This window comes from Agrobacterium sp. DE0009 (genome assembly GCF_007680755.1).
In the GTDB taxonomy this organism is placed as follows: Bacteria; Pseudomonadota; Alphaproteobacteria; order Rhizobiales; family Rhizobiaceae; genus Agrobacterium; species Agrobacterium tumefaciens_B.
In genome coordinates this window covers 906,110-928,357 of the sequence record NZ_VEIU01000001.1, presented here as the reverse complement: position 1 = coordinate 928,357, position 22,248 = coordinate 906,110, and the positions used below count along the sequence as shown (strand labels likewise).

Here is a 22,248-nt window from a genome sequence, read left to right as displayed (position 1 = left end):
CGCCGCATGTTTCTTCTCCCCGCCGGGGAGAAGAAGTTCGCCGCAACGTCCAGCCAGGCAACTTGCCCCCTAAAAACCTCCGGCCTTGCCAAATCGGAGCCGCGCGGCCATGTTCGGCGAGCGTGACGGCGCAAGCGCCGTTGCCTTTATGGGAGTGCGATCTGTCATGAATGAAATCTCCACGTCTCTCTCCAACCTCGCCGCCATCGATGCCGCCCATCATCTTCATCCCTTCTCCGACATGGGCAAGCTGAATGCGGCCGGCACTCGCATCATCGAGCGGGCCGAAGGGGTCTTCATCTATGACAGCACCGGCAAGAAATATCTCGACGCCTTTGCCGGCCTGTGGTGCGTGAATATCGGTTACGGACGCCGCGAGATCGCCGATGTCGTGCAGCGTCAGATGAACGAGTTGCCCTATTATAACGCCTTTTTCGGCACCACTACGCCGCCCGCGGCACTCCTGGCGCAGAAGATCGCCTCGCGCGCCGGGCCCCACATAAACCATGTGTTCTTTACCAATTCCGGCTCGGAAGCCACCGACACCTGGTTCCGCATGGCGCGGGTCTACTGGAAGGCGCTTGGCCATCCCGCGAAAACGAAGGTTATCGCAAGACGCAACGGCTATCACGGCTCGACGGTGGCGGGCGCGTCTCTCGGCGGCATGACATGGATGCATGAGCAGGGCAACCTGCCGATCGAAGGCATTGCCCATATCGGCCAGCCCTACTGGTATGCCGAGGGTGGGGATCTCTCCCCGGCCGAATTCGGCCTGAAGGTCGCGCGCGAACTGAACGCCAAAATCGATGAGCTGGGCGAGGAGAATGTTGCGGCTTTTGTGGCTGAGCCCATTCAGGGTGCCGGCGGTGTGATCGTGCCGCCGGAGACCTACTGGCCGGAAATCGCCCGCATCTGCAAGGCACGCAACATCCTCCTCGTCTCCGACGAGGTGATATGCGGCTTCGGGCGTCTCGGCTCATGGTTCGGTTATCAGCATTTTGGCGTCGAGCCGGATCTCGCTCCGGTCGCCAAGGGCCTGTCATCAGGTTATCTGCCGATCGGGGGCGTGATCGTGTCGGACCGGGTCGCGCAGGTGATGTTATCAGAGGTCGGTGACTTCAACCACGGCTTCACCTATTCCGGCCATCCCGTCTGCGCCGCCGCGGCGCTGGAAAATCTCCGCATCATCGAGGCTGAGGGACTGGTGGAGCGGGTGCGTGACGATATCGGCCCCTATTTCTCGCAGGGCTGGAAAAGCCTTGAAGACCACGAAGTGGTGGGCGAGGCTGTCAACGTCGGCCTGATGGGCGGCTTGCAGCTAACGACCGACAAGACGACGCGCACGCGTTTCGCCAAGCCGGACGATATTGGAACCGCCGTGCGCAATCATTGTCTGGCAAATGGCCTCGTCATGCGCGCGACCGGTGACCGCATGCTGGCCTCGCCAGCGCTGACGATCAGCCGTTCAGAAGTCGATCAAATCATCGAAACGCTGCGCAAGGCGCTCGACCATCTGCGCGATACGCGAGAGCATTTCTAGGAAAAGTGGGCAACGGTTTTCCGTTAAAGAATGCGAAAAATGAATCCAAGGGAGGACTAAAATGGCAGGACAGGAACATCATTACACCGTTCAGTTGAAGTGGACCGGCAATCGTGGCAAGGGCACGTCCGGCTATCGCGATTATGAACGCGACTACACCATTTCCGCGTCGGGAAAAGCCGATATTGCGGGCTCCTCCGACCCGGCCTTCCGCGGGGACGCCGCCCGCTGGAACCCCGAAGACCTGCTGGTCGCCTCGCTCTCGGCCTGCCACAAGCTATGGTACCTGCATTTCTGCTCGGTCAACGGCATCATCGTTGAAGACTACGTCGACCATGCCGAAGGCACGCTGATCATGGAAAAGGATGGCGCCGGGCAGTTCAGCGAAGTGGTGCTGAAACCGGTCATCACCATTTCGAAGGGCGATCCCGCCCGGGCGGATGAGTTGCACCATGATGCGCATGACAAATGCTTCATCGCGCGCTCTGTGAATTTTCCGGTGCGGGTGGAGGGCGCGGTGAAGGTGGTTTGAGGCTCAGGCCAGTTGCAGACCGAGATGATCGGCCATCGGCTGAAAGTCTCGGTCGTTTTGCAGCAATTTATGTCCGTGCTCGATACAGTAGGTGCCGATGATGAGGTCAGCCGTTTTACGCACGGTTTTCCCAAGGCCGCGAAGTTTTCGGTAATTGGCCGCAGCTTTAACGGCAAGTTCGGGTGTCAGCATCGGCACGAATCCGAAGCGCTTCAGCCGACTATGTATAGCCGCCGCCAGCTTGTCATTCCGCTCTCCCTGCAAGATTTCGAGAAGAATAATGTCGCCGATAATCACGTCGGTAAGATCGCCTATATCGTCGAGCGTTGTGACTTGAGGCGTGGATTTATTCTGAAACCAGTCGATCCAGACAGATGTATCGACAACGATCATTCTGCGGCATCTTGCGATTTGATATCTTCTGCGCTCCAGCCATTGCGCACGTCTTCCAGATCGCCACTCCAGCCGATGCCTCTCAGTTCCTGCAACGCTTTACGCCGCCCGAGATTTTCCACAAGATCGCGCAGAGCCTTCTCAACCGTCGCCTTTTTCGTCGAGAGACCTGTGATTTCCATCGCCTCGGCGATCAAGGCGTCATCAAGTTCGATGTTGGTACGCATGTTGAAACCCTTGGTGTATCGCTTTTCGAAATAATACACCAAAGGCGCTGCGTTCGATACAGATTTTACTGGAACGCCGTTTCGTAAAAGCTTCTGAGCTTTCGCGAATGCAGCGTTTCCGTCGGCATGGCGGCGAGCTTTTGCACCGCGCGGATGCCGATCTGGAGATGCTGGGCAACCTGCGTGCGGTAGAACTCCGTAGCCATGCCGGGCAGCTTCAATTCGCCATGCAGCGGCTTGTCGGAGACGCAGAGCAGGGTGCCGTAGGGCACGCGGAAGCGGAAGCCGTTGGCGGCGATCGTGGCGGATTCCATATCGAGCGCAATGGCGCGCGACTGCGACAGGCGCTTGACCGGGCCGGCCTGATCGCGAAGCTCCCAGTTGCGGTTGTCGATGGTGGCGACGGTGCCGGTGCGCATGATCCGCTTCAGCTCAAAACCCTCGTAACCCGTCACTTCCGCCACAGCGCCTTCCAGCGCCAGCTGCACTTCGGCGAGAGCCGGGATGGGCACCCAGACCGGCAGGTCGTCGTCGAGAACGTGGTCCTCTCGCACATAGGCATGCGCCAGTACATAATCGCCCAGCCGCTGGCTGTTGCGAAGGCCGGCGCAATGGCCGACCATCAGCCAGGCATGCGGGCGCAGAACGGCGATGTGGTCAGTGATCGTCTTGGCGTTGGAGGGGCCGACCCCGATATTGACGAGCGTAATGCCGGCATGGCCCTTTTTCTTTAGGTGATAGGCGGGCATCTGCGGCAGGCGGGCGAGCACCGCATCCGTCTCCGGTTTGTCGGAGCCGGCATGGGTAATGATGTTGCCCGGCTCCACAAAGGCCGTGTAACCCTCGCCACCGTTCTTCATCATCTGCCGGGCCCAAGCGGCGAATTCGTCGATATAGAACTGGTAGTTGGTGAACAGCACGAAGTTCTGGAAATGGCTGGCGCTGGTGGCCGTATAATGGCTGAGGCGGGCGAGTGAATAATCGATGCGCTGCGCGGTGAAGGGCGCGAGCGGCGCGGGTTCGCCGGGCACCTGATCATATTCGCCATTGGCAATGAGATCGTCGGTATTGTTGAGGTCGGGCGTATCGAAGAGATCGCGCAGCGGCACATCCGACAACGACGATGCCGCCGCCGCCTCGACGTACGCACCTTCGCCAAACGCGAAATGCAATGGAATGGGCGTGGCCGATTCCGACACCGTGACCGGAACGCCGTGGTTCTTGATCAAAAGCCCCAACTGCTCCTTGAGATAATGGCGGAACAGTTCCGGTCGGGTGACGGTCGTCGTGTAGACGCCCGGCGCTGTCACATGACCATAGGACAGGCGCGAATCGACATGCCCAAATGTCGCGGTTTCGATGCTGACTTGCGGATAGCAGGCGCGATATCGGCCGGTGATCGGCGCACCCTTGGCAAGCGCCGTGAATGAATCGATCAGAAACTTCGTATTGCGCTCATAAAGCGCTGCCAAAGCAGCGACGGCCTCTTTCGGATCCGTGAATGTCTTCGGCGCGAAAGGCTCGGGGCTGATGAAGGTGAGGGGCGGAATCGTGGGTTTTTCTATTGTCATGGCCCATTATAGGAGGCCAATTTCGACAGGCAAGCGACAGAAATACGAAGAAACCGAAAAGAAACGGAATATGCAGGCGGCGCAGGCGCCGGCGGAAAATTCAGCCGAGCGCGCCGCGCTGCAGGCTCATCAGCAGAACGAAACCGGCGCCTTTTGAAGCGGGACGGGGATCGGCCTTGTAAGCGGCAAGTCCAGCCACGGGACCCAGAAAGAGCGAGGCCACCAGCGCCAGTCTCAGCGCGGAAAAAAGGCCGTTGGAAAAGTTCTTTGTCATTGGCCGTTCCTCACAGGACGACGGGGCAATTTGCCCCCTGAACCGGGTTTTGCTGGCAGGCAATGGCGGCCCCGGCATTGACCCGCTGGAAACTGCGGTTCGGATTGACGACGAGCGAGGCGAAGGACATGGCGAAGATCGCCATGAGAAACGCAAAGATTGCCAGTCGGCTGATAAGCTTTGTCATGTCCATTCCCCTTCATTCGAGTTCATGGACAAAGTTTTGCCATATCGGGACTGAACGAACCCTGAGGCCGCGGTTCATATGGGGTTCAGGGATGTTAACGGCCGATGGCTGGACAAATTGGTGCCATCATCGAGCGCTGAGCGCGGCAAGCTGCGTCTCTCAGCCCGGAAAAACCAGCGCGGCAAGATGAGCCACGAGGGTCTCGATCGCCTGAGGTTTGCTGACATCGAAAACCGGTACATGCTGGTCCAGCGCCGAGGAAAGCATTTCGGTGTTTTCCCTGATCGATCGCTCCATGAACGCTTTCATGATCTGCCGGTCTCTGGGAGCGGCCTCGTCGTATCGCGCTTCAGCACGCATTCGCTGAAGGAGAAACTCAGTGCCGGCATGAAGGAAAACGCCGGTAACCGGGCCCCCGAGCAGGGGCGCGATGAACTCAGGGCGAAGTGCCGCACCTTCGAGGATCGTCGGTGTGCCCGCGTCTAACCTGCTGTCGATCAACGTGCGGATCATCGGCCAGATGTTCTGGTGATGAACCTTGAGAAACCAGTGAATCGAGTCTGCCGATAGCTGACGGTAAAACTCGTCAACCGCGCTCGGAATGCCGGGCCACGGTCGCCCCGGATGCCGCGCCAGGCTGTCCGTGGAGATTGCCTCCCAACCCAGCCTCTCGCTCAATTGTCCAGCGAGCGTGCTTTTCCCGACATGGGAAGTGCCGGCGATCAGAATGGTCGAAAGTGCAGGGGGCATGCGTCGCTCTCATTGGTGGGGGGCGCCACTATGAAAGAGCACATATATGGCTTCGATGCGGCCGAATGCGGGGGCCTGGGGATCGTTCACCGCATGTCACCGGCGGGTGACGCGGTCCGCGGCGGGAGGACAGGAGCCCGCCCGCCGCCGTGTTATTACAGCCGCGTCCAAGTCTGCGATTTGCAAAGAACCTTCAGCACGCAGCCCTTCATGCTCAGCGAGCTGCCGGAAACGGTGGCGGAGCCGCTATAAGTCTTGTCGTTGGCGGGATCGGTGATTTCACCCGAATAGCTGTTCCCCTTGCCGGAAAGCTTGCCGATCTGCTTGCCGGCATGTTTGCCGGTCTTCACCGTCACGCAAAAGGCGCTGCCGCATGGCCCTATCGCCGCCGTCTCACCGCTGGCCGTTTTCCAGTTGCCTTCGATGGCTTCTGCAGCCGAGGCAAGATTGCTTCCCATCAGCAGGGCAGCGGCAATGATCATCACACGCTTCATAAAGACTCCTCCCGTCACGTCGCGCTGTTCCTTGCCCGCCTCATCCTCCGCGGGCTGGGCGGATAGTATTTGACGTTCACGTAAAAGGAAACAGGAATCTGTCGCTTCGTCCCGGCGTTCGCAGCGGTTTTCGGCAAATGGAAGAGGGCAATTGGATTTCGTTGTTTTGATCGTGGTGAAGAAAAGGTTTAAATCCAATCGTAAATCTTTCGTAAAAATCGCCGCAAAGTCCTTAATTTCCGCAGCCTGTGATATTTAACAAAACCCCAATTTTACCAATCGTTTGCAGTTTGTTTGCGGCCCATTAATCATGCCTTTTAAGCGGCCGTTGAAGGGCTGGTGGCATAGTGAACTCATCAAAAGCGCAGGGAAAACCTGCCGGCCGCAACGACCGAAAAACCGCAAAAGACGGAAGGTCGAAACGGCAGCCTCAACAAGAAGGCATTTGGCGAAACAGGCGAGAAGACAGGGATTAAAACAATGGCACGCTTTGACATCAGCGATATCGAAATGGCTGCCGGTGGCGAAACCCGCGCCGACACTCTTTGCAATCTTGGCCTGGTCTATGCGACCGGCCGAGGCTGCAAGGTCGATCTGGTCGCAGCGCATAAGTGGCTCAACATCGCCGCGATCCGCGGATCGGAAAGAGCCGCTTCCCTGCGTGCGGACCTTGCCCGCAACATGACGAAGGCGGAACTGGCCGAAGCGCTGCGTGCCGCCCGCGACTGGATGACGATGCACTGACTTATCCCTGACACGATTTTCAGATTTCCGGCCGGGTTGCCTCCAGTCCCTGCGGCCGGTGCAAACGAAAGTAAACCCGAAGGGGAACGCGGCGAGGGCTTTGAAAAGAGGCTTTTGCGCTGACACATCAAACCGCGACCGGCAGGAACAAGGCCGGCGCGGTTTTCTTATGTCCGGCTGTCTCCGATGCCGAAAAATGATTCGCGGGCAGGGATTTGCGGGAGGATGTTGAATCGCATTCGCATCCCCCTGTGTTGAGGATGAAACCGCTACGGCAGGCATGACGGGTGCGGTTTTCGAATCGCTTCCTTCTTCCGTCATGCCGGACCTGATCCGGCATCCAGCCACGCCGCGTCTGCGGCGTAAAAGGGACTTTCGCGATCAAGGACTTGATCGCGATGGATTCCGGATCAAGGCCGGAATGACGGCACTCAATATCAGTCCAGCGCCTTCAGAACCTTCGGTAGCGCCTGTTCGAACAGGTCGAGCTTGTCGTCCGGGCCGACGCTGACGCGGATGCAGCGGTTGAGCGGGGCGACGCCCGGCATGCGGATGAAGACGCCGTGGTCCATCAGTCCGTCCACGATGGCGCGGGCAAAGGTGCCGTCGCGGTGGCAATCGATCGTGACGAAATTGGTGGCCGATGGAAGCGGGGAGAGGCCATTATGACGAGCGATCGCGGAAATGCGCTCACGAGCTGCGGCGATTCTGCCAACCACCTCGTGCAGATAGGCCTGATCCTTCAAGGCGGCGAGTGCCCCGGCGACCGAGATACGGGCCATGCCGAAGTGATTGCGGATCTTGTCGAAGGCTTCCACATTGCCGAGCGTACCGATGGCGTAACCGACGCGCGCGCCGGCAAGACCGTAGGCTTTCGAGAAAGTCCGCATGCGCAAAATGTTCGGCTGGCCGATCAGTGCATCGATGGCGGGCACCGCGCTCGCGGGCGCCGTCTCGCAATAGGCCTCATCCAGAATGAGAAGGCAGGTTTCCGGCAGCGCTCGCGCAAAAGCAATCACGTCGCTTGCATCCCACCAGCTGCCCATGGGGTTATCTGGATTGGCGAAATAGACGAGCGGGGCATCTTCCTTATGAACCAGATCGAGAAGCCCGTCGAGGTTCTCGTGATCATCCACATAGGGCGTGGTGACGAGCTTTCCGCCAAAGCCGTTCACGTGATAATTGAAGGTCGGATAGCCGCCGAGTGAGGTTACAACAGGCGTGCCCGGACCGACGATCAAACGGGCGATTTCCCCGAGCAAGCCATCGACCCCGCCGCCGATGGCAATGTTGCCGCGGGCGACGCCGTGGTGAATGGCAAGCGCTTCCTTCAACTCAAAATTTTCAGGATCGCTGTACATCCAGGTGTCGGCTGCGGCATCCCGCATGGCCAACAGCACGGAAGGGGCAGGACCAAAGCCGCTTTCATTGGCGCCGATCCGCGCCTCCACCTTCAAACCCCGGTTCCGCTCGATGGCCTCGGGACCAACGAAAGGGACGGTGGAGGGAAGCGAGGTGGCAAGTGGCGTGAGGCGAGAAAAGGCTGACATTGGCTTCAGAGTTCCGGTACCTGTGTTAAAACCCGGCTCACAATAGGTGCAAAAAAACCGGACGCAAGGCGCGGCCGGTTCCTGAATGGCTGTTTTGGAACAGTTTTTCCCTCCCTGACCCGTGAGAGAAAAATCATTGGAGGCGCATCAGGCGCTCACGCGCTGGTCTCGAAGCTGAGCCGGCGGACGTGGTGGAGAAACTCGGCATCGATCAGCATGTTGAAGCCGATCGTGACCTTTTCCTCCTCACGCCGGATCAATGTGCAGCCGATCTCGTCGCGGATACCGAGGATCTCCAAATAGAAGTTGGTAGGCATCTCCAGATGCGGGCTGACTTCGATTTCCGCGCCGTAGAGGGAGATGGTCCGCACCAGGCAGCGAAGCGTTTCGCTGGCGCTGAGGTGATGCCCGATGAAGGTAATCTTGCCGGGACGGTCAATCTGAAATTTCTCGTACATCTCGTCCTGAGGGACGTTCTGACTGATATCCATATGCAAAGCCATGACAACCTCCCGGATTGCCTCTCTCGTGACAATTTTAACGCCGCTTCCTTGCCAGGGCATGAAGAAAACAGGCGCAATTCTCTTCAGTCTGTCCCGAACTCGACCAGCCTCATCCAGCAAGCCAACTTGGAGATATTAAAAATGCGCCGGGGCCCATCCGGTTGCAGCACGTGTTGATAATGCGCCACGCTTGCACCGGGCTGATCTCGGTCGTGCGCGGTTGACTGTAGCCGTACTTGGCGTTACGCCTCATCCTGCAATATGGCTTCGCGACGGCTCCTTGAAGCGGGTGGTTCGTGATTGTTCGAGGAGTGGACTGTGACGGGAAGGCTGGTAATCGTCGGGGCGGGGCAGGCCGCTTTCGCGCTGGCGTCGAAGCTTCGGGCGCTGAAGGATGAGCGACCGATCACCATCATCGGCTCCGAGGACGCCTATCCCTATCAGCGGCCGCCGCTTTCCAAAAAATACCTTCTGGGCGAGATGAGCTTTGACCGGCTGATGTTCCGGCCGGAAGGATGGTATGCCGAAAATAACGTCGAAATCCGGCTGTCCACGTGGGTGGAAGAGATCGACCGCGCCGGCAGGACAGTGCGCATGCAGGATGGCAGCACGCTTTCCTACGACAGGTTGGTGCTGGCAACCGGCGCATCGCCCCGTCTCTTGCCTGCCAGCATTGGCGGTGATCTGGAAGGCGTCTTGACCGTCCGCGACAAGCGCGATGCCGACCGGCTGATGGAAGAGATGAAGCCGGGCCGCCGGCTGCTGGTGATCGGCGGCGGTTATATCGGTCTCGAAGCGGCTGCCGTCGCCCGCAAACTCGGCCTTGAGGTAACGCTGATCGAGATGGCTGACCGTATTCTCCAGCGCGTCGCGGCCGAGGAGACTGCCGATATCATGCGCGGCATTCACCAGGCGCAGGGCGTATCGATCCGCGAAAAGACCGGCCTCGTGCGCCTTGTCGGCATGGATGGCCGCGTGGCCGCTGCCGAGCTTTCCGACGGTTCGGTGCTTGATGTGGATTTCGTCATCGTCGGCATCGGTGTGACGCCGAACGATCGCCTTGCCCGCGAATCGGGTCTGGATGTCGGCAATGGCATTGTCGTGGACGATTACACCCGCACCTCCGATAGCGCCATCCACGCGGTCGGCGATTGCGCTCTGCTGCCCTGGCGTGGCCAGAACGTGCGTCTCGAATCGGTGCAGAATGCCGTCGACCAGGCCGAGGCCGCCGCCGCTGTTCTGGCCGGCACTGATGCGGCCTATGATCCCAAGCCCTGGTTCTGGTCCGATCAATATGACACGAAGCTGCAAATTGCCGGTTTCAATCTCGGTTACGACGAAACGGTGCTGAGGCAGGGTGCCCGCGAGGGCAGCTGGTCCGTCTGGTACTTCCGCGATGGCCGGTTCGTCGCTGTCGATGCCGTCAACGACGCCAAGGCCTATGTTGCCGGCAAAAAGCTTCTCGATACCGGCGCGGAGCCGGATCGTGCCATCCTGGCGGACCCGTCCGCCGATCTGAAATTGCTGCTCTCCTGAGGAAATCATGCCCGCTGCCGAAAACCGTTTTAAAACCGCGATCCATGCGGGCAAGCCGCAAATCGGCCTCTGGCTCGACATGGGCGAGGCTATTACGGCGGAAATCGCTGGAACGGCGGGGTTCGACTGGCTGGTGATCGATGGTGAACATGGACCGAATGACCTGCGCAGCATCATCGAGCAGTTGCGGGCGCTTGCGACGTCTCCTGCCGAGCCTGTCGTGCGGGTGCCTGTAGGCGAAAGCTGGATGATCAAGCAGCTGCTGGATGCCGGCGCCCGCACGCTCCTCGTGCCGATGGTCGATTCGGCGGAGCAGGCGAGGGGCCTTGTCAGCGCCATGCATTACCCGCCGCGGGGCATTCGCGGCATGGGTGCTGCTGTCGCCCGCGCCTCGGCGTTCAACACCATCACCGATTACGCCGAAACCGCTTCCGACAGCGTGTGCCTGCTGGTGCAGGCCGAAACGCGGGCTGCGATCGACGATCTCGATCATATTCTGGCTGTAGAGGGTGTGGACGGCGTCTTCATCGGTCCGGCTGATCTGGCGGCCGATATGGGCTATCTTGGCCGCTTTGACGAGCCGGAAGTGCAGGAGGTTATCGAGGCGGCGATCACCAAGATCGTCAAGGCAGGCAAGGCCGCCGGCATCCTCACCTTCAATGAGGCCTATAATCGCCGTTACCTCGAGCTTGGCGCATCCTTCGTGGCGGTCGGCGCGGATGTGACGGCGTTTTCAAACACCCTTCGGGCTCTATCGGCCCGCTACAAGGGCGGAGCGACGCCCGCACCCTCCCGATCCGGTTACTGATCTAGTCGTCGTTGCTGGCGTTCAGCTTTTCCGGCGGGATGCCCTGCTCGCCGGAAGCAAGGTAACCACCATTGATCAGAGCGGCACGAATGATGCGCTGGATGGCCTCGTCCCTGTCGATGCCGTGATCCCTGGCATAATCCGACAAGGCGGATTCAATATCGTCTCTGAAATGCATGTTTGCCCCCTAGTTCTCAATCGAAGGTGTCTGAAATGACAAAGGCAAGGCGGGTTGACCGCCTTGCCTTGTCTTTTGTGTTATCAATAATCAGCGCCAGCGATAAAGGCTGCTGGACGTATTCTGCTGCGTGCTTGTGCCGACCGCATAACCGATGGCAAAACCGAGTGCGCCGACGATCGTCAGCAGCGAGGTCGCCGTGCCGGGGTTTTCCTTGACGGCTTCCACGACGTTCTGGCCCTGGGCCTTCACGTTGGATGCCGCCTTGCGAACGCGACCGCGGGCTTCATCCAGAAATTCCGACGCGTCTTCGCTCACGCCTTCGGCGCGGGCGGAAACGGATTTGGAGAGTGAAGCGATCTGCGAGCGGAGCTCGGCAATCTGGTTTTCGATCGTGTCTTCGACAACATTCAGTTTGGTCTGAGCCATTTGAACACCTCTTTTGTTACCGTGGCGAAAACGTATCGGCCTTAAAGAAGTTCCCGAATTGTGCGCAAAGTTTTGCACACGTCGCGGCCGGCTCAAAGGTTTTTCGGGTTCTTGGCGAAAAAGCCTTGCAATCATTTTTTTTACGCAATAATCAGGCCGCACCGGAGAGGTGGCCGAGTGGTCGAAGGCGCTCCCCTGCTAAGGGAGTATACGTCAAAAGCGTATCGTGGGTTCGAATCCCATCCTCTCCGCCATCCTGCATCGCGATCGTTCCGTTTTATCCCATTATATACGGCCGCGAACTTTAGACCGCGAGCTTTGTTTGGCTGCCTTCCAGCGGAAGGAAATACGCCATGCGCATCGTCTTATCCCTGCTCGCCGCCGCCATCCTCATCGCTGTCATTGCCTATACCATGACCGGTAATGGCACAGTCGAGCAGCAGCCATCGCCGCACGCGATCGATCAGGGCGGATAACCCCTTCATGCCTCTCCGGTGCGGGCGCGCGATTCGGACCGAAAGGCTTTTCAAGGCAGACCTGCGGGAATCGCTGCTCAAAATAGTCATACGAATCATCGCGCTGAGATTCGTGCCGCGCTTGAGCGCCCGACGCGGGCCCATCAGATCGCGCCCCTCCTGAGGAGAAAAACGGTACAGGATCCTTGCCTAACCCCGACGCCGCCGGGTGTCTGCTGTTGCCCCGGATATCCGTCAACTTGCCGTTAACCTCGCTAACTAACGGATTCTCAAGCAATTTCTTAACGTATCGTAAACGTGATGACCGCCCTGGTGGCCGTTGTGTGTTGTTTCCGCAACAAGCCGAAATGAAGCATATACGTAAATGCGCTTTATCGGATGTTGGCGATTGCAAGCGGCGAAACGTTTTGTATTTTCACCACCAGAAGCGAGGCGGTGGATCGTTTGGCTTCTAAGAACACGGGAATGGGGCAGGGAATGCTGTCCTTCGGCGAAAGTACCCAGACCCATTTAAAAACTTTGACTGGAGGTCAACCATGAACATCAAGAGCCTTCTCATCGGCTCCGCTGCGGCTCTCGCAGCAGTTTCCGGCGCTCACGCTGCCGACGCTATCGTCGCTGCTGAGCCTGAGCCCCTGGAATACGTTCGCGTTTGCGACGCTTTCGGCACCGGCTTCTTCTACATCCCCGGCACCGAAACCTGCCTGAAGTTCGGCGGTTACGTTCGTTTCCAGACCGACATCAACCGCGGCACGGGCTTTGGCGTTAACACCAACAACCGTACGTCTGACTGGAACTCGTTCACGCGCGCCCAGTTCGAAATCGACACCCGCACGGACACCGAACTCGGCGCTCTGCGTGGCTTCATCGGCTTCCGCGGCAACGCTGACTCGGGTTCTTCCTCGCAGTCTTCCGTATTCGTTGACCAGGCTTTCATCGAACTCGGCGGCCTGAAGGTCGGTAAGTTCTACAGCTGGTGGGACGATGGTCTTTCTGGTGAAGCTGACGTTCTCTCCACGAACGCTCTCTTCAACTCCATCCGTTACACCTACGACGCTGGCTCGTTCTGGGCAGGCGTTTCGGTTGACGAACTGCAGGGCACTGACGGCCAGTTCCGTCGTCTCGTTACTCCGGCAGTTGGTCCTGCCTTCACTGTTCAGGACGAAGTTGACAACAACGTTGGCGTAACCCTCGGCATGGGCGCTAAGCTCGGCGCAGCTTCGCTGCAGCTGATCGGTTCCTACGACACCGACATGGAAGAGGGCGCTGTTCGCCTGATCGCAACTGCTGACCTCGGCCCGGGCACGCTCGGCCTGGCTGGTGTTTGGGCTTCCGGCGCAAACGCTTACTACGCAGAATCTGAGTGGGCAGTTGCTGCTGAATACGCAATCAAGGCAACTGACAAGCTGACCATCACCCCCGGCGGTCAGTACTTCGGTAACGTTGCTGAGCGCGCCGTTATCGGCACGACCACTGCTGGCGTATTCGCTCCGACCGGCATTGCAATCCTCACCAACGACTGGTCCAACCGTGACGCTTGGCAGGCTGGCCTGACCGTTGACTACAAGATCACGCAGGGTCTCTCCACGAAGGTCGCAGTTAACTACTACGACGAAGACGAGCGTTCCTCTTCCTGGAACGGCTTCGTTCGCCTTCAGCGTTCGTTCTAATCTGATCTGACATTGTCAGTGATGGAAAGCCCCGGCAGCAATGCCGGGGTTTTTTTATGAAAATTGTGACGACCGAAAGAGCGCGGTATCTTTGGGGGGAGGAGCGGCGCTCATCCGGCGCCCTGAAACTTCAGTCGTCATTATCCGCGCGGCAGGTCGAAAACATGTCGATTCGATGCCCGCTGGCCATGACCGTCCGGCTTCGCGCCAACAGAAAAGTTTCCGACACCCACCAAAAGCAAAGGGAGCAATTTATCTACATTTTTAAACGGAGCAGCTAAGCCTTTGTAGAATCTATCGAATTAACGAAGTTTTAGGAAATAGCCTTCCTATTTTCGAATTGTATCAATTTCGCAACAAACAAAAACTAAGGACACCTTACTGTCTTCCTTTTGTCACGATTGAGATTGCCCTGAAGTGGCGTTTTGGGTCTAATCGAATCCATAGGCAGCACGCATTGAACATGCGCTTCCCACCCGCTGCTTACGCAATTTGGCGTTTGACTGGAGGTCAATCATGAACATCAAGAGCCTTCTTATCGGCTCCGCTGCAGCTCTCGCAGCAGTATCTGGCGCTCACGCTGCCGACGCTATCGTCGCTGCTGAGCCTGAGCCCCTGGAATATGTTCGCGTTTGCGACGCGTTCGGCACGGGCTTCTTCTACATCCCTGGCACCGAAACCTGCCTGAAGTTCAGCGGTTACGTCCGTTTCCAGACGAGCTTCGGCCGTGATCAGATGGGGACGTCTGACTGGAACTCGTTCACGCGCGCCCAGTTCAACGTTGATACCCGCACCGACACCGAACTCGGCGCTCTGCGTGGTTTCATCGAATTCCGCGCTGATGCAGAAAGCGGCTCTTCGTCTTCTTCCGGCGTTGAAGCTCGTCAGGCATTCATCGAGCTCGGCGGCCTTCGCGTTGGTAAGTTCTACAGCTGGTGGGACGACGATCTCTCTGGCGAGACGGACCTGCTCTCCTCGAACACCCTCTTCAACTCCATTCGTTATACCTACGACACCGGTTCTTTCTGGGCAGGTATCTCGGTTGACGAGCTTCAGGGCACCGACTCGCAGTTCGCGACTGTCACTGGTCCCGCTGTTGGAGGCGTTTTCCCAGTTTCGCAGGAAGTTGACAACAATGTCGGCATCACCGCTGGCATCGGTGGAAAGTTCGGCGCTGCTACGCTTCAGTTGATCGGTTCTTACGATGTCGATCAGGAAGAAGGCGCCATCCGTGCAATGGTATTTGCGGACCTCGGACCTGGCACCCTCGGCCTTGCTGGCGTCTGGGCATCTGGCCCCAACGCCTACTACGCTCTTTCCGAGTGGACGGTTGCTGCAGAATACGCGATTAAGGCAACGGATCGCCTGACCATCACCCCTGCAGTGCAGTACCTCGGCAATGTCGGCGACAAGGTCGCTCTCGGTAGCTCTACCGTCATCGTTTCCAACGACTGGTCTAACCGTGATGCCTGGACCGCTGGCGCAACGATCGACTACAAGATCACCGAAGGTCTGAGCACCAAGATCACCGCGAACTACTACGACGAAGATGGCCAGGACGATCAGGTCACCGGTTTCGTCCGTCTTCAGCGCGACTTCTAATCTAATCTGACTTTGTCAGTGATGGAAACCCCGGCAGAAATGCCGGGGTTTTTCGTTTGATGCCCTTCAGCGATGAGAAGCGCTTTGCACGCAAAAGCCCAAGCTGCGTCGAGCCGATGCTTGACCGTCTCCGGAGATGAGCGTTAGGCGACTAAAGAGCGCTTTCCGATAGAAGTGCGTCGTGTTTTTTGTGGCTTGAGACTGTGTCAACACAGGGAGATCAAGCGGGTCTGCTGATCCGTCTAAATGGGACGTGCTTTATCCCGCCCGCCCATGGCGCAGGTCATCGACGATGTCGGATTGCTGGCCAAGCCTTGTCTTATAGACCTGGTAATTCTCCATCACACGCTGCACATAGTTGCGCGTTTCGGGGAAGGGGATGCGCTCGATCCAGTCGACCACGTCGTCGATCGGCTTCCCGCGCGGGTCGCCGTAGCGGGCGATCCATTCCGGCACGCGCTTCGGACCTGCATTATAGGCTATGAAGGTGAGGATGTAGGATCCGCCGAAGCTGTCGATCTGTTCGCCGAGATAATGGGCGCCGAGCGTGGCGTTGTAGCCGGCATCGCTCGTCAACATGGCGGGGGTGTAGGGCAAGCCGTGGCGGCCGGCCACGCCCTTGGCGGTGCCGGGCAGCAGTTGCAGCAGGCCGCGCGCATTTGCCGGGGAGACGGCAGCAGGGTTGAAGGCGCTTTCCTGGCGCGCAATGGCATAGGCAAGCGCCTTGCCGGAGGCGGCAATATTGGCGCTGGCAGGAATGACGCCCAGCGGATAGGCAAGGGCGGCCGCATCGATGCCGCGGCTGAAGGCGGTCTTGCCGATTTGTAGCGAAACCTGATGATTGCCGTTGCCTTCCGCCCGCGCTGCCAGAATGGCAAGTTCGCCGGGGCTGTCTAGCTGCTCGGCAAGCGAGCGATACAGGCTGTCAGCCCGCCAGGCGTAGCCGGCGGCCTCAAGGCGGTCGATGGCGCGCACGGCTTCGCGGCCGGCAAAGCGTTCCCGGTCGCCGTTGCTTGGGCTTGGATAGGTGACGTTGAGCGTCTTCGTGCCTATCCGCGCCGCAGCCAGCTGGCCATAAAATGTGCCGGGATGAGCCGCCGCTTTGGTGAAGAAGTCCCGCGCATTGCCGGGTCCGCCCGCTTCCGCCGTGCGTCCGAGCCAATAATAGGCGCGTGATGCGGAGAGCGGCCGGTTCGAGGTCTGCAGCAGCGCATTGAAGTGGCGCGAGGCCGCCGCCGGATCGCGCAACGCTCTCAGCGCATACCAACCGGCATGGAACTCCGCATCGGCAATATCGACAGGGGAGGTGGCGGAATGGTTGGCGACAATGCGGTACGCTTCAGCAAAATCACCGAGATCGGCGACGCCACGCGCAATGATACGTCGCTCGTTCCACCATTCACCGGGATTGACGAGTTTTGCCGTGTCCTTCGGTGCCTGGCGTAAAAGCACGGCAGCTTCAGGGTATTTCTGCTGGTTGCGCAGGTTCTCGATGCGCGCGAAGAGATAGGTAGGGTCATTGCGCCAGGAGGTGTCGACTTTGCCCAGCAAGGCCGTGGCATTGGCGGATCGCTGCAGGACGGCGGCCCAGGCGTTGTAGAGCGACTGCGCCTTGCCGAGGTCGCCGAAACGCTTCGCCTGGCTGATCCGGCTGCGATACATCAGATAGTCCATGCGCGCCTTGTGGTCGGCGGGCGTCAGATAGGTCGGAAACGTGGCAAGCACACGGTCTTCCATGTCCTTGTCCATGCCCTCGGTCACCCAAAGCTGGCGGATGAGAGCCTGAGATTCGGAGATTTTGCCAGTCGCAGCAAGCGCCTTGGCAAGCGCCACGCTCCCCTCGGCAGTTTCCGGCCGGCTGTTGCCGAAGGCCGCAAGCACCTGAGAGGCGGGCGGGTCTTCACGGTAGAGCGCTTTTTCGGAATTGGCGCGCAGGGTCGCAGCACCGGGCCAGCCAATAAGGTCTCGCTGGGCCGTGGCAATCTCGGCGGAGGATACATCCCGCTGGCCGGAAACGGCAATTGCCCAGGTCAGGATATGGCGATCAAGACTGCCCAACGGCATGGCGTTCCGGAGCGCAATCGCGCGCGCAGCATCCCGGCTGGAAAGCGCGTCGAGGCCGGCCTTCAACTGGCTGGTGTCATCCGGGCGGTTCAGCCGGGGTATCGCGCCGGTGACCTCGGGGGAGGCGGGCATGAAGGCCGGCACGGTCGGCGCATTCGGCTTGACATAGGGAAGCGGCGCCGTACCTTCCGGCAGCGGTCCGGCCAGTGCGTTCCACACGGTTGCGGCAAGCCCCGCCGCCATCAATCCCCAGACTGTCTTCTTCATGCCGCTCTTCATCGTGTGACGGATCTGTCGACTTTTCTGTGCTATTGCCTCATTGCAGCGGAATTGCCGAATACGGCTGATGTCCCGCATGGGAATCTTGGGATTTCAGGCTTAATGAAATCTTAATTTCCGCCTTGCAATTCAATCAACTTTTATTCACCGGCCCGCGAGCGGCGTCCCTTTTTAGCCGCAGCTATTCGCATGCGCCGGTCGGGGTCGAAAGCCTGTCACACTTCCGACATTTTAGGGCAAAATACGCTGCCTTAGCGCTTGTCGGCGTCAAGGGCTGGCTCTAATGTGAGCCGGTTTTAACCATCGAATGCGGCCGAAGCATGAACCGGCTCGGCGCCAGGAGCTTTGCATGTTCAAGGGATCAATTCCCGCCCTCATTACCCCGTTCACGGACAATGGCGCTGTGGACGAACAGGCATTTGCCGCCCATGTGGAATGGCAGATCGCCGAAGGCAGCAACGGACTTGTGCCTGTTGGCACAACGGGGGAATCTCCAACCCTCTCCCACGACGAGCACAAACGTGTTGTTGAGCTGTGCATTGAGGTAGCGGCGAAACGGGTTCCGGTTATTGCGGGCGCTGGCTCCAACAATACGGACGAGGCAATCGAGCTTGCCCTGCATGCGCAGGAAGCTGGCGCGGATGCGCTGCTGGTGGTGACGCCCTATTACAACAAGCCGACCCAGAAGGGCCTGTTTGCGCATTTCTCGGCCGTCGCCGAAGCGGTGAAGCTGCCGATCGTGATTTACAACATCCCGCCGCGTTCCGTGGTCGATATGTCGCCGGAAACGATGGGCGCGCTGGTCAAGGCGCATAAGAACATCGTCGGCGTGAAGGACGCGACCGGCAAGCTCGACCGCGTCTCCGAGCAGCGCATTTCCTGCGGCAAGGAATTCATCCAGCTTTCTGGCGAGGATGGCACTGCGCTCGGATTTAACGCCCACGGCGGCGTCGGTTGCATTTCGGTCACGGCCAATGTCGCGCCGCGTCTGTGTTCGGAATTCCAGGCGGCGATGCTGGCAGGGGACTATGCCAAGGCGCTTGATTACCAGGATCGCCTGATGCCCCTGCACAAGGCCATCTTCATGGAACCGGGCGTCTGCGGCACGAAATACGCGCTTTCGAAGACCCGCGGCGGCAATCGCCGGGTGCGTTCGCCTCTGATGAGCACGCTGGAACCGGTGACGGAAGCGGCGATCGACGCGGCGCTGAAGCATGCCGGCCTGATGAACTGAGCCGGGTCTGAAAAGCCTGAGGGTGCGCCATGGTCCGCTTCGCAGCAGAAGCCGTCCGGCGCGCCTTTTCTTTTTGCGGCAGGGATACTAGATAGTGCATGTCTCCGAAACGTGGCCACCGGTTTTGGGACAAAGATAGGCTCGAAAACAACAACGACATCTCGAGAACCGCGCCCGGCATTCCGCCCCGGGCGCAATAAGAAAAACAAGGGATTGAAACATCATGGCCCCCAGAGGCAGCCAGCGCGTGGTGAACAAGATCGTTGCGGAAAACCGCAAGGCCCGGTTCAACTACGAAATCGTCGACACCTATGAGGCAGGACTGGTGCTGACCGGCACCGAGGTCAAGTCGCTGCGCGAAGGCAAGGCGAATATTGCCGAATCCTATGCCTCGGACGAGGGCGATGAAATCTGGCTCATCAATTCCCATCTGCCGGAATATCTGCAGGCCAACCGCTTCAACCATGAGCCGCGCCGCCGCCGGAAATTGCTGCTGAACAAGCGCGAGATCAACCGCCTGCGCGCCGGCATCAATCGCGAAGGCATGACGCTGGTGCCCTTGAAGATCTACTTCAACGACAAGGGCCGCGCAAAGCTGGAACTGGCGCTCGCCAAGGGCAAGAAGTTGCACGACAAGCGCGAGACCGAGAAGGAACGCGACTGGAACCGGCAGAAATCGCGGTTGCTGAAGGGTGGGGCGGCCTAAGTCTCGGCCAGTTTGGCAAGGCGTGCCGCCTCTCGCAGCATGCTCCTGCGTCACGCCGGACTTGATCCGGCGTCCAGTTACAGCGCGTCAGCGCTGTGAGAAGAGCCCCTTCAGCCCAAGGACTTGGGCTGGATGGATCCCGGCTCAGGCCGGGATGACCGGGTGAATCCAGTCTTGCACTCGCTCAAGCGGCCCGATAGGCCCGCTCCACATGTGCGCGCGTTGCCGAAACGCTGAACCGGCTGACGAGCGCCGCCAGATTGGCGCTGACATCGCTGAGATTATGCGTCGCCGCATTGGTCTCTTCCACCATGGCGGCATTTTTCTGGGTCAGATTGTCCATGCTGTTGATGGCGGCGTTGATTTCCTGGATGCCGACGGACTGTTCCTGCGCCGCTTTTGTCAGCGACACGATATGTTCCTGAATATGGTCAACCTTGTTGCCGATCGTGTTGAGCGACTCGCCTGTCTTGTTGACGAGCGACACGCCCTGCATCACATCGTCGGAGGATTTGGCGATGAGGGTCTTGATTTCTTTGGCGGCGGTGGCTGAGCGTTGCGCGAGTTCGCGCACCTCCTGTGCAACCACGGCAAATCCCTTGCCGGCCTCACCTGCGCGGGCCGCTTCCACGCCTGCGTTCAACGCCAGGAGGTTGGTCTGGAACGAGATTTCGTCGATCACCGAAATAATCTGGGTAATCTTCTGCGAGGATTCCTCGATCGCGCCCATGGCCTTGACGGCATCGGTTACCACATCTCGCGAGCGTGCAGCCTCAATGGCCGAGCTTTCGACGATGGCCTTTGCTTCTTCGGAGCGCTGCGCGGAAAGCTTGGAGATGGTGGTGATCTGCTCAACGGCTGCGGCGGTTTCCTCCAGTGCGGCCGCCTGCTGCTCCGTGCGCCGTGCCATGTCGTCGGTGGCCGAGGTCAGCTCGCGGGTATTGCCGGAAATCTTGTTGGCCTCGTCGACGATCTGCGAAAACGCCTCGGAAAGATTGCCGGCTGCCGCGTTGAAATTGGCGATCAGCCCTTCAAATTGCGGGGCTGTATTTTCGCTGATATTCGCGGTGAGATCGCCATTGGCCAGCTTGTCGAGGGCGTTGTTCAGCAGTGCCAAGACATGCTCCTGCTCCTTCTTCATCTGCGCCTGCTCAGCCTCGACCTTCTGGCGTTCGGCCGCCAGCACGTCAAGGTAAACGGAGATGGAGTAATCCATGTCGAGCAATGCGGCCTTGATGGTGGCGGACAGGGCATCCTTGACCTTTCGGGCCTTCTTCTCCACGAAAAAGCCTTTGAGCTCGGAGTCGATCACCGCCTTGACGATGCCGTCGAGCATCAGCGCATAACCGCCGATATACCAGCGCGGCTCCAGTCCCAGTCTCGCATGGGTGCGACCAATGGCGGTAACGGCATTGGTGTAATCGTCGTTGAAGGTGCCGGATGCAATTCTTTCCCAGTGCTTCAGCTGCATGCCCTTGGCGTGCTGTACATGCGCGTCGCTGGAAAAGAACTTCGCCGTGTCAGGGACGGAACGAGCTTTCACGTAAAAGCGATCGAGAGAGGCATCAAGCGAGCCGGTGATGACGGCCTTCATGTCGGAGAGGTTTTGCCGCTCGACATGGCCAAGCCCCAGGAAATTCAGTCTTTCATCAAGTTGTCTGTCAACTTTTGCTTGGCCTGTCATGTCTCGTCATCCTGCTGTGGCACCCCAAATCATGTGTTTGGTGCCTTTGCGTGATTTAGACACGTCTAAAATTAACCAAGATATAATTTCAACTGTCGGTAATTGATCTTTGTTAATTCTGAAGGGATTTTTTACCTTGCCGGTCGCGGCTCAAACAAAAACGCGCCCGTTTCTCAACGGACGCGTTTTTATGAAAAGCAGCTTTGAAGCCGGCGTCAGACCGTTTCCGGGCCTTCGGCGTGACGGACCGGGCGCTCGGCCGGGTCGCGGCCGATTTCTGCCTTCAGCGTCATCAGATCGATAAAGTGGTCAGCCTGGCGACGCAGATCGTCGGCTATCATGGCTGGCTGCGTGGCCATGGTCGAAACCACGGATACCTTTCGGCCCTTGCGCTGCAGCGCGTCCACCAGCGTGGTGAAATCGCCGTCGCCGGAGAACAGGACCAGATGGTCGACGGTTTCGGACTGTTCCATCGCATCGACTGCCAATTCGATGTCCATGTTGCCCTTGATCTTGCGGCGACCCAGCGCGTCGGTGAATTCCTTCGCCGGCTTCGTCACGACCTTGTAACCATTATAGTCTAGCCAGTCGATCAGCGGGCGGATCGAGGAATACTCCTGATCCTCGATCAAGGCAGTGTAATAATAGGCGCGCAGAAGATATCCACGCTTTTGAAACGCCTTCAGAAGCTTGCGGTAGTCGATATCGAATCCCAGGCTTTTCGATGCAGCATAAAGATTGGCTCCATCTATAAAGAGCGCAATTTTTTCCCGTGGATCGAACATTCCATTCAATTCCTTTTTTTGGAAAGGCCATT

General features: G+C 58.9%; 24 protein-coding genes and 1 tRNA gene. 11 read left to right on the top strand and 14 right to left on the bottom strand.

Annotated elements, in window-relative coordinates; all coding sequences use genetic code 11:
- Window positions 1–166: 166 nt before the first annotated feature.
- Both FS804_RS04710 and FS804_RS04705 read left to right on the top strand, forming a co-directional pair.
- Complete coding sequence (locus FS804_RS04710; protein WP_186376657.1) at window positions 167–1,540, top strand: aspartate aminotransferase family protein; 1,374 nt, start codon at window positions 167–169, stop codon at window positions 1,538–1,540.
- 61 nt (window positions 1,541–1,601) lie between these two features.
- Window positions 1,602–2,072, top strand: a complete 471-nt coding sequence (locus FS804_RS04705) for an OsmC family protein (RefSeq protein ID WP_144575129.1) — start codon at window positions 1,602–1,604, stop codon at window positions 2,070–2,072.
- Between the two features lie 3 nt (window positions 2,073–2,075).
- Here the strand turns inward: FS804_RS04705 and FS804_RS04700 are convergent, their stop codons facing one another.
- The 7 genes from FS804_RS04700 to FS804_RS04675 form a co-directional block, all read right to left on the bottom strand.
- Complete coding sequence (locus tag FS804_RS04700; protein ID WP_144575126.1) at window positions 2,076–2,465, bottom strand: PIN domain nuclease; 390 nt, start codon at window positions 2,463–2,465, stop codon at window positions 2,076–2,078.
- The gene (locus FS804_RS04695; protein WP_063950999.1) at window positions 2,462–2,692 is read right to left on the bottom strand and encodes a type II toxin-antitoxin system VapB family antitoxin; all 231 of its coding nucleotides are present in this window, start codon (window positions 2,690–2,692) and stop codon (window positions 2,462–2,464) included. Before FS804_RS04695 ends, FS804_RS04700 begins: the two co-directional genes overlap by 4 nt.
- 65 nt (window positions 2,693–2,757) lie before the next feature.
- The gene (gene amn / locus FS804_RS04690) at window positions 2,758–4,263 is read right to left on the bottom strand and encodes an AMP nucleosidase (protein WP_144575124.1); all 1,506 of its coding nucleotides are present in this window, start codon (window positions 4,261–4,263) and stop codon (window positions 2,758–2,760) included.
- Between the two features lie 100 nt (window positions 4,264–4,363).
- Window positions 4,364–4,537, bottom strand: a complete 174-nt coding sequence (locus FS804_RS24895; protein WP_172801649.1) for a hypothetical protein — start codon at window positions 4,535–4,537, stop codon at window positions 4,364–4,366.
- A 10-nt stretch (window positions 4,538–4,547) separates the two neighbouring features.
- Window positions 4,548–4,730 carry a hypothetical protein gene (locus FS804_RS04685; RefSeq protein ID WP_063951001.1) on the bottom strand — a complete coding sequence of 61 codons (183 nt, stop codon included), beginning with the start codon at window positions 4,728–4,730 and terminating at the stop codon, window positions 4,548–4,550.
- Window positions 4,731–4,883: 153 nt separating this feature from the next.
- On the bottom strand, window positions 4,884–5,474 hold the full coding sequence (locus FS804_RS04680; protein WP_144575121.1) for an AAA family ATPase: 591 nt from the start codon (window positions 5,472–5,474) through the stop codon (window positions 4,884–4,886).
- 155 nt (window positions 5,475–5,629) lie between these two features.
- A complete protein-coding gene (locus FS804_RS04675; protein ID WP_063951003.1) occupies window positions 5,630–5,968 on the bottom strand; it encodes a DUF2147 domain-containing protein in 339 nt (112 codons plus the stop codon).
- Window positions 5,969–6,448: 480 nt separating this feature from the next.
- Between FS804_RS04675 and FS804_RS04670 the strand changes: the two genes are divergently transcribed.
- On the top strand, window positions 6,449–6,712 hold the full coding sequence (locus FS804_RS04670) for a sel1 repeat family protein (RefSeq protein ID WP_063951004.1): 264 nt from the start codon (window positions 6,449–6,451) through the stop codon (window positions 6,710–6,712).
- 437 nt (window positions 6,713–7,149) lie between these two features.
- On the opposite strand, the gene FS804_RS04665 is transcribed toward FS804_RS04670, so the two are convergent.
- Both FS804_RS04665 and FS804_RS04660 read right to left on the bottom strand, forming a co-directional pair.
- On the bottom strand, window positions 7,150–8,262 hold the full coding sequence (locus tag FS804_RS04665; protein WP_144575118.1) for a pyridoxal phosphate-dependent aminotransferase: 1,113 nt from the start codon (window positions 8,260–8,262) through the stop codon (window positions 7,150–7,152).
- Window positions 8,263–8,417: 155 nt separating this feature from the next.
- Window positions 8,418–8,765, bottom strand: a complete 348-nt coding sequence (locus tag FS804_RS04660) for a hypothetical protein (protein WP_144575115.1) — start codon at window positions 8,763–8,765, stop codon at window positions 8,418–8,420.
- Between the two features lie 318 nt (window positions 8,766–9,083).
- Here FS804_RS04660 and FS804_RS04655 point away from each other — a divergent pair, with 318 nt between their 5' ends.
- Both FS804_RS04655 and FS804_RS04650 read left to right on the top strand, forming a co-directional pair.
- A complete protein-coding gene (locus FS804_RS04655; protein ID WP_144575112.1) occupies window positions 9,084–10,301 on the top strand; it encodes an NAD(P)/FAD-dependent oxidoreductase in 1,218 nt (405 codons plus the stop codon).
- A gap of 7 nt (window positions 10,302–10,308) precedes the next feature.
- The gene (locus tag FS804_RS04650; protein WP_063951009.1) at window positions 10,309–11,109 is read left to right on the top strand and encodes an aldolase/citrate lyase family protein; all 801 of its coding nucleotides are present in this window, start codon (window positions 10,309–10,311) and stop codon (window positions 11,107–11,109) included.
- 1 nt (window position 11,110) lies between these two features.
- On the opposite strand, the gene FS804_RS24890 is transcribed toward FS804_RS04650, so the two are convergent.
- Together FS804_RS24890 and FS804_RS04645 are read right to left on the bottom strand one after the other, a co-directional pair.
- Window positions 11,111–11,287, bottom strand: coding sequence for a hypothetical protein (locus tag FS804_RS24890; RefSeq protein ID WP_186376656.1), 177 nt, complete (start codon window positions 11,285–11,287; stop codon window positions 11,111–11,113).
- 90 nt (window positions 11,288–11,377) lie between these two features.
- The gene (locus FS804_RS04645) at window positions 11,378–11,716 is read right to left on the bottom strand and encodes a hypothetical protein (protein WP_144575109.1); all 339 of its coding nucleotides are present in this window, start codon (window positions 11,714–11,716) and stop codon (window positions 11,378–11,380) included.
- Window positions 11,717–11,879: 163 nt separating this feature from the next.
- Here FS804_RS04645 and FS804_RS04640 point away from each other — a divergent pair.
- From FS804_RS04640 to FS804_RS04625, 4 genes are all read left to right on the top strand, one after another.
- Window positions 11,880–11,970, top strand: a tRNA-Ser gene (locus FS804_RS04640).
- Between the two features lie 99 nt (window positions 11,971–12,069).
- Window positions 12,070–12,192, top strand: coding sequence for a hypothetical protein (locus FS804_RS25355; RefSeq protein ID WP_256366750.1), 123 nt, complete (start codon window positions 12,070–12,072; stop codon window positions 12,190–12,192).
- Between the two features lie 536 nt (window positions 12,193–12,728).
- Window positions 12,729–13,862, top strand: a complete 1,134-nt coding sequence (locus FS804_RS04630) for a porin (protein ID WP_144575106.1) — start codon at window positions 12,729–12,731, stop codon at window positions 13,860–13,862.
- A gap of 516 nt (window positions 13,863–14,378) precedes the next feature.
- The gene (locus FS804_RS04625; protein WP_144575103.1) at window positions 14,379–15,464 is read left to right on the top strand and encodes a porin; all 1,086 of its coding nucleotides are present in this window, start codon (window positions 14,379–14,381) and stop codon (window positions 15,462–15,464) included.
- Between the two features lie 258 nt (window positions 15,465–15,722).
- Here the strand turns inward: FS804_RS04625 and FS804_RS04620 are convergent, their stop codons facing one another.
- The gene (locus FS804_RS04620; protein WP_063951117.1) at window positions 15,723–17,795 is read right to left on the bottom strand and encodes a lytic transglycosylase domain-containing protein; all 2,073 of its coding nucleotides are present in this window, start codon (window positions 17,793–17,795) and stop codon (window positions 15,723–15,725) included.
- Window positions 17,796–18,156: 361 nt separating this feature from the next.
- Between FS804_RS04620 and dapA the strand changes: the two genes are divergently transcribed.
- The gene (dapA, locus tag FS804_RS04610; RefSeq protein ID WP_144575099.1) at window positions 18,157–19,041 is read left to right on the top strand and encodes a 4-hydroxy-tetrahydrodipicolinate synthase; all 885 of its coding nucleotides are present in this window, start codon (window positions 18,157–18,159) and stop codon (window positions 19,039–19,041) included.
- 223 nt (window positions 19,042–19,264) lie between these two features.
- A complete protein-coding gene (smpB, locus tag FS804_RS04605; RefSeq protein ID WP_063951014.1) occupies window positions 19,265–19,747 on the top strand; it encodes an SsrA-binding protein SmpB in 483 nt (160 codons plus the stop codon).
- A 184-nt stretch (window positions 19,748–19,931) separates the two neighbouring features.
- On the opposite strand, the gene FS804_RS04600 is transcribed toward smpB, so the two are convergent.
- Window positions 19,932–21,431, bottom strand: a complete 1,500-nt coding sequence (locus FS804_RS04600) for a methyl-accepting chemotaxis protein (RefSeq protein ID WP_144575096.1) — start codon at window positions 21,429–21,431, stop codon at window positions 19,932–19,934.
- A gap of 215 nt (window positions 21,432–21,646) precedes the next feature.
- Window positions 21,647–22,216, bottom strand: coding sequence for an NYN domain-containing protein (locus FS804_RS04595; protein ID WP_063951016.1), 570 nt, complete (start codon window positions 22,214–22,216; stop codon window positions 21,647–21,649).
- Window positions 22,217–22,248 lie beyond the last annotated feature (32 nt).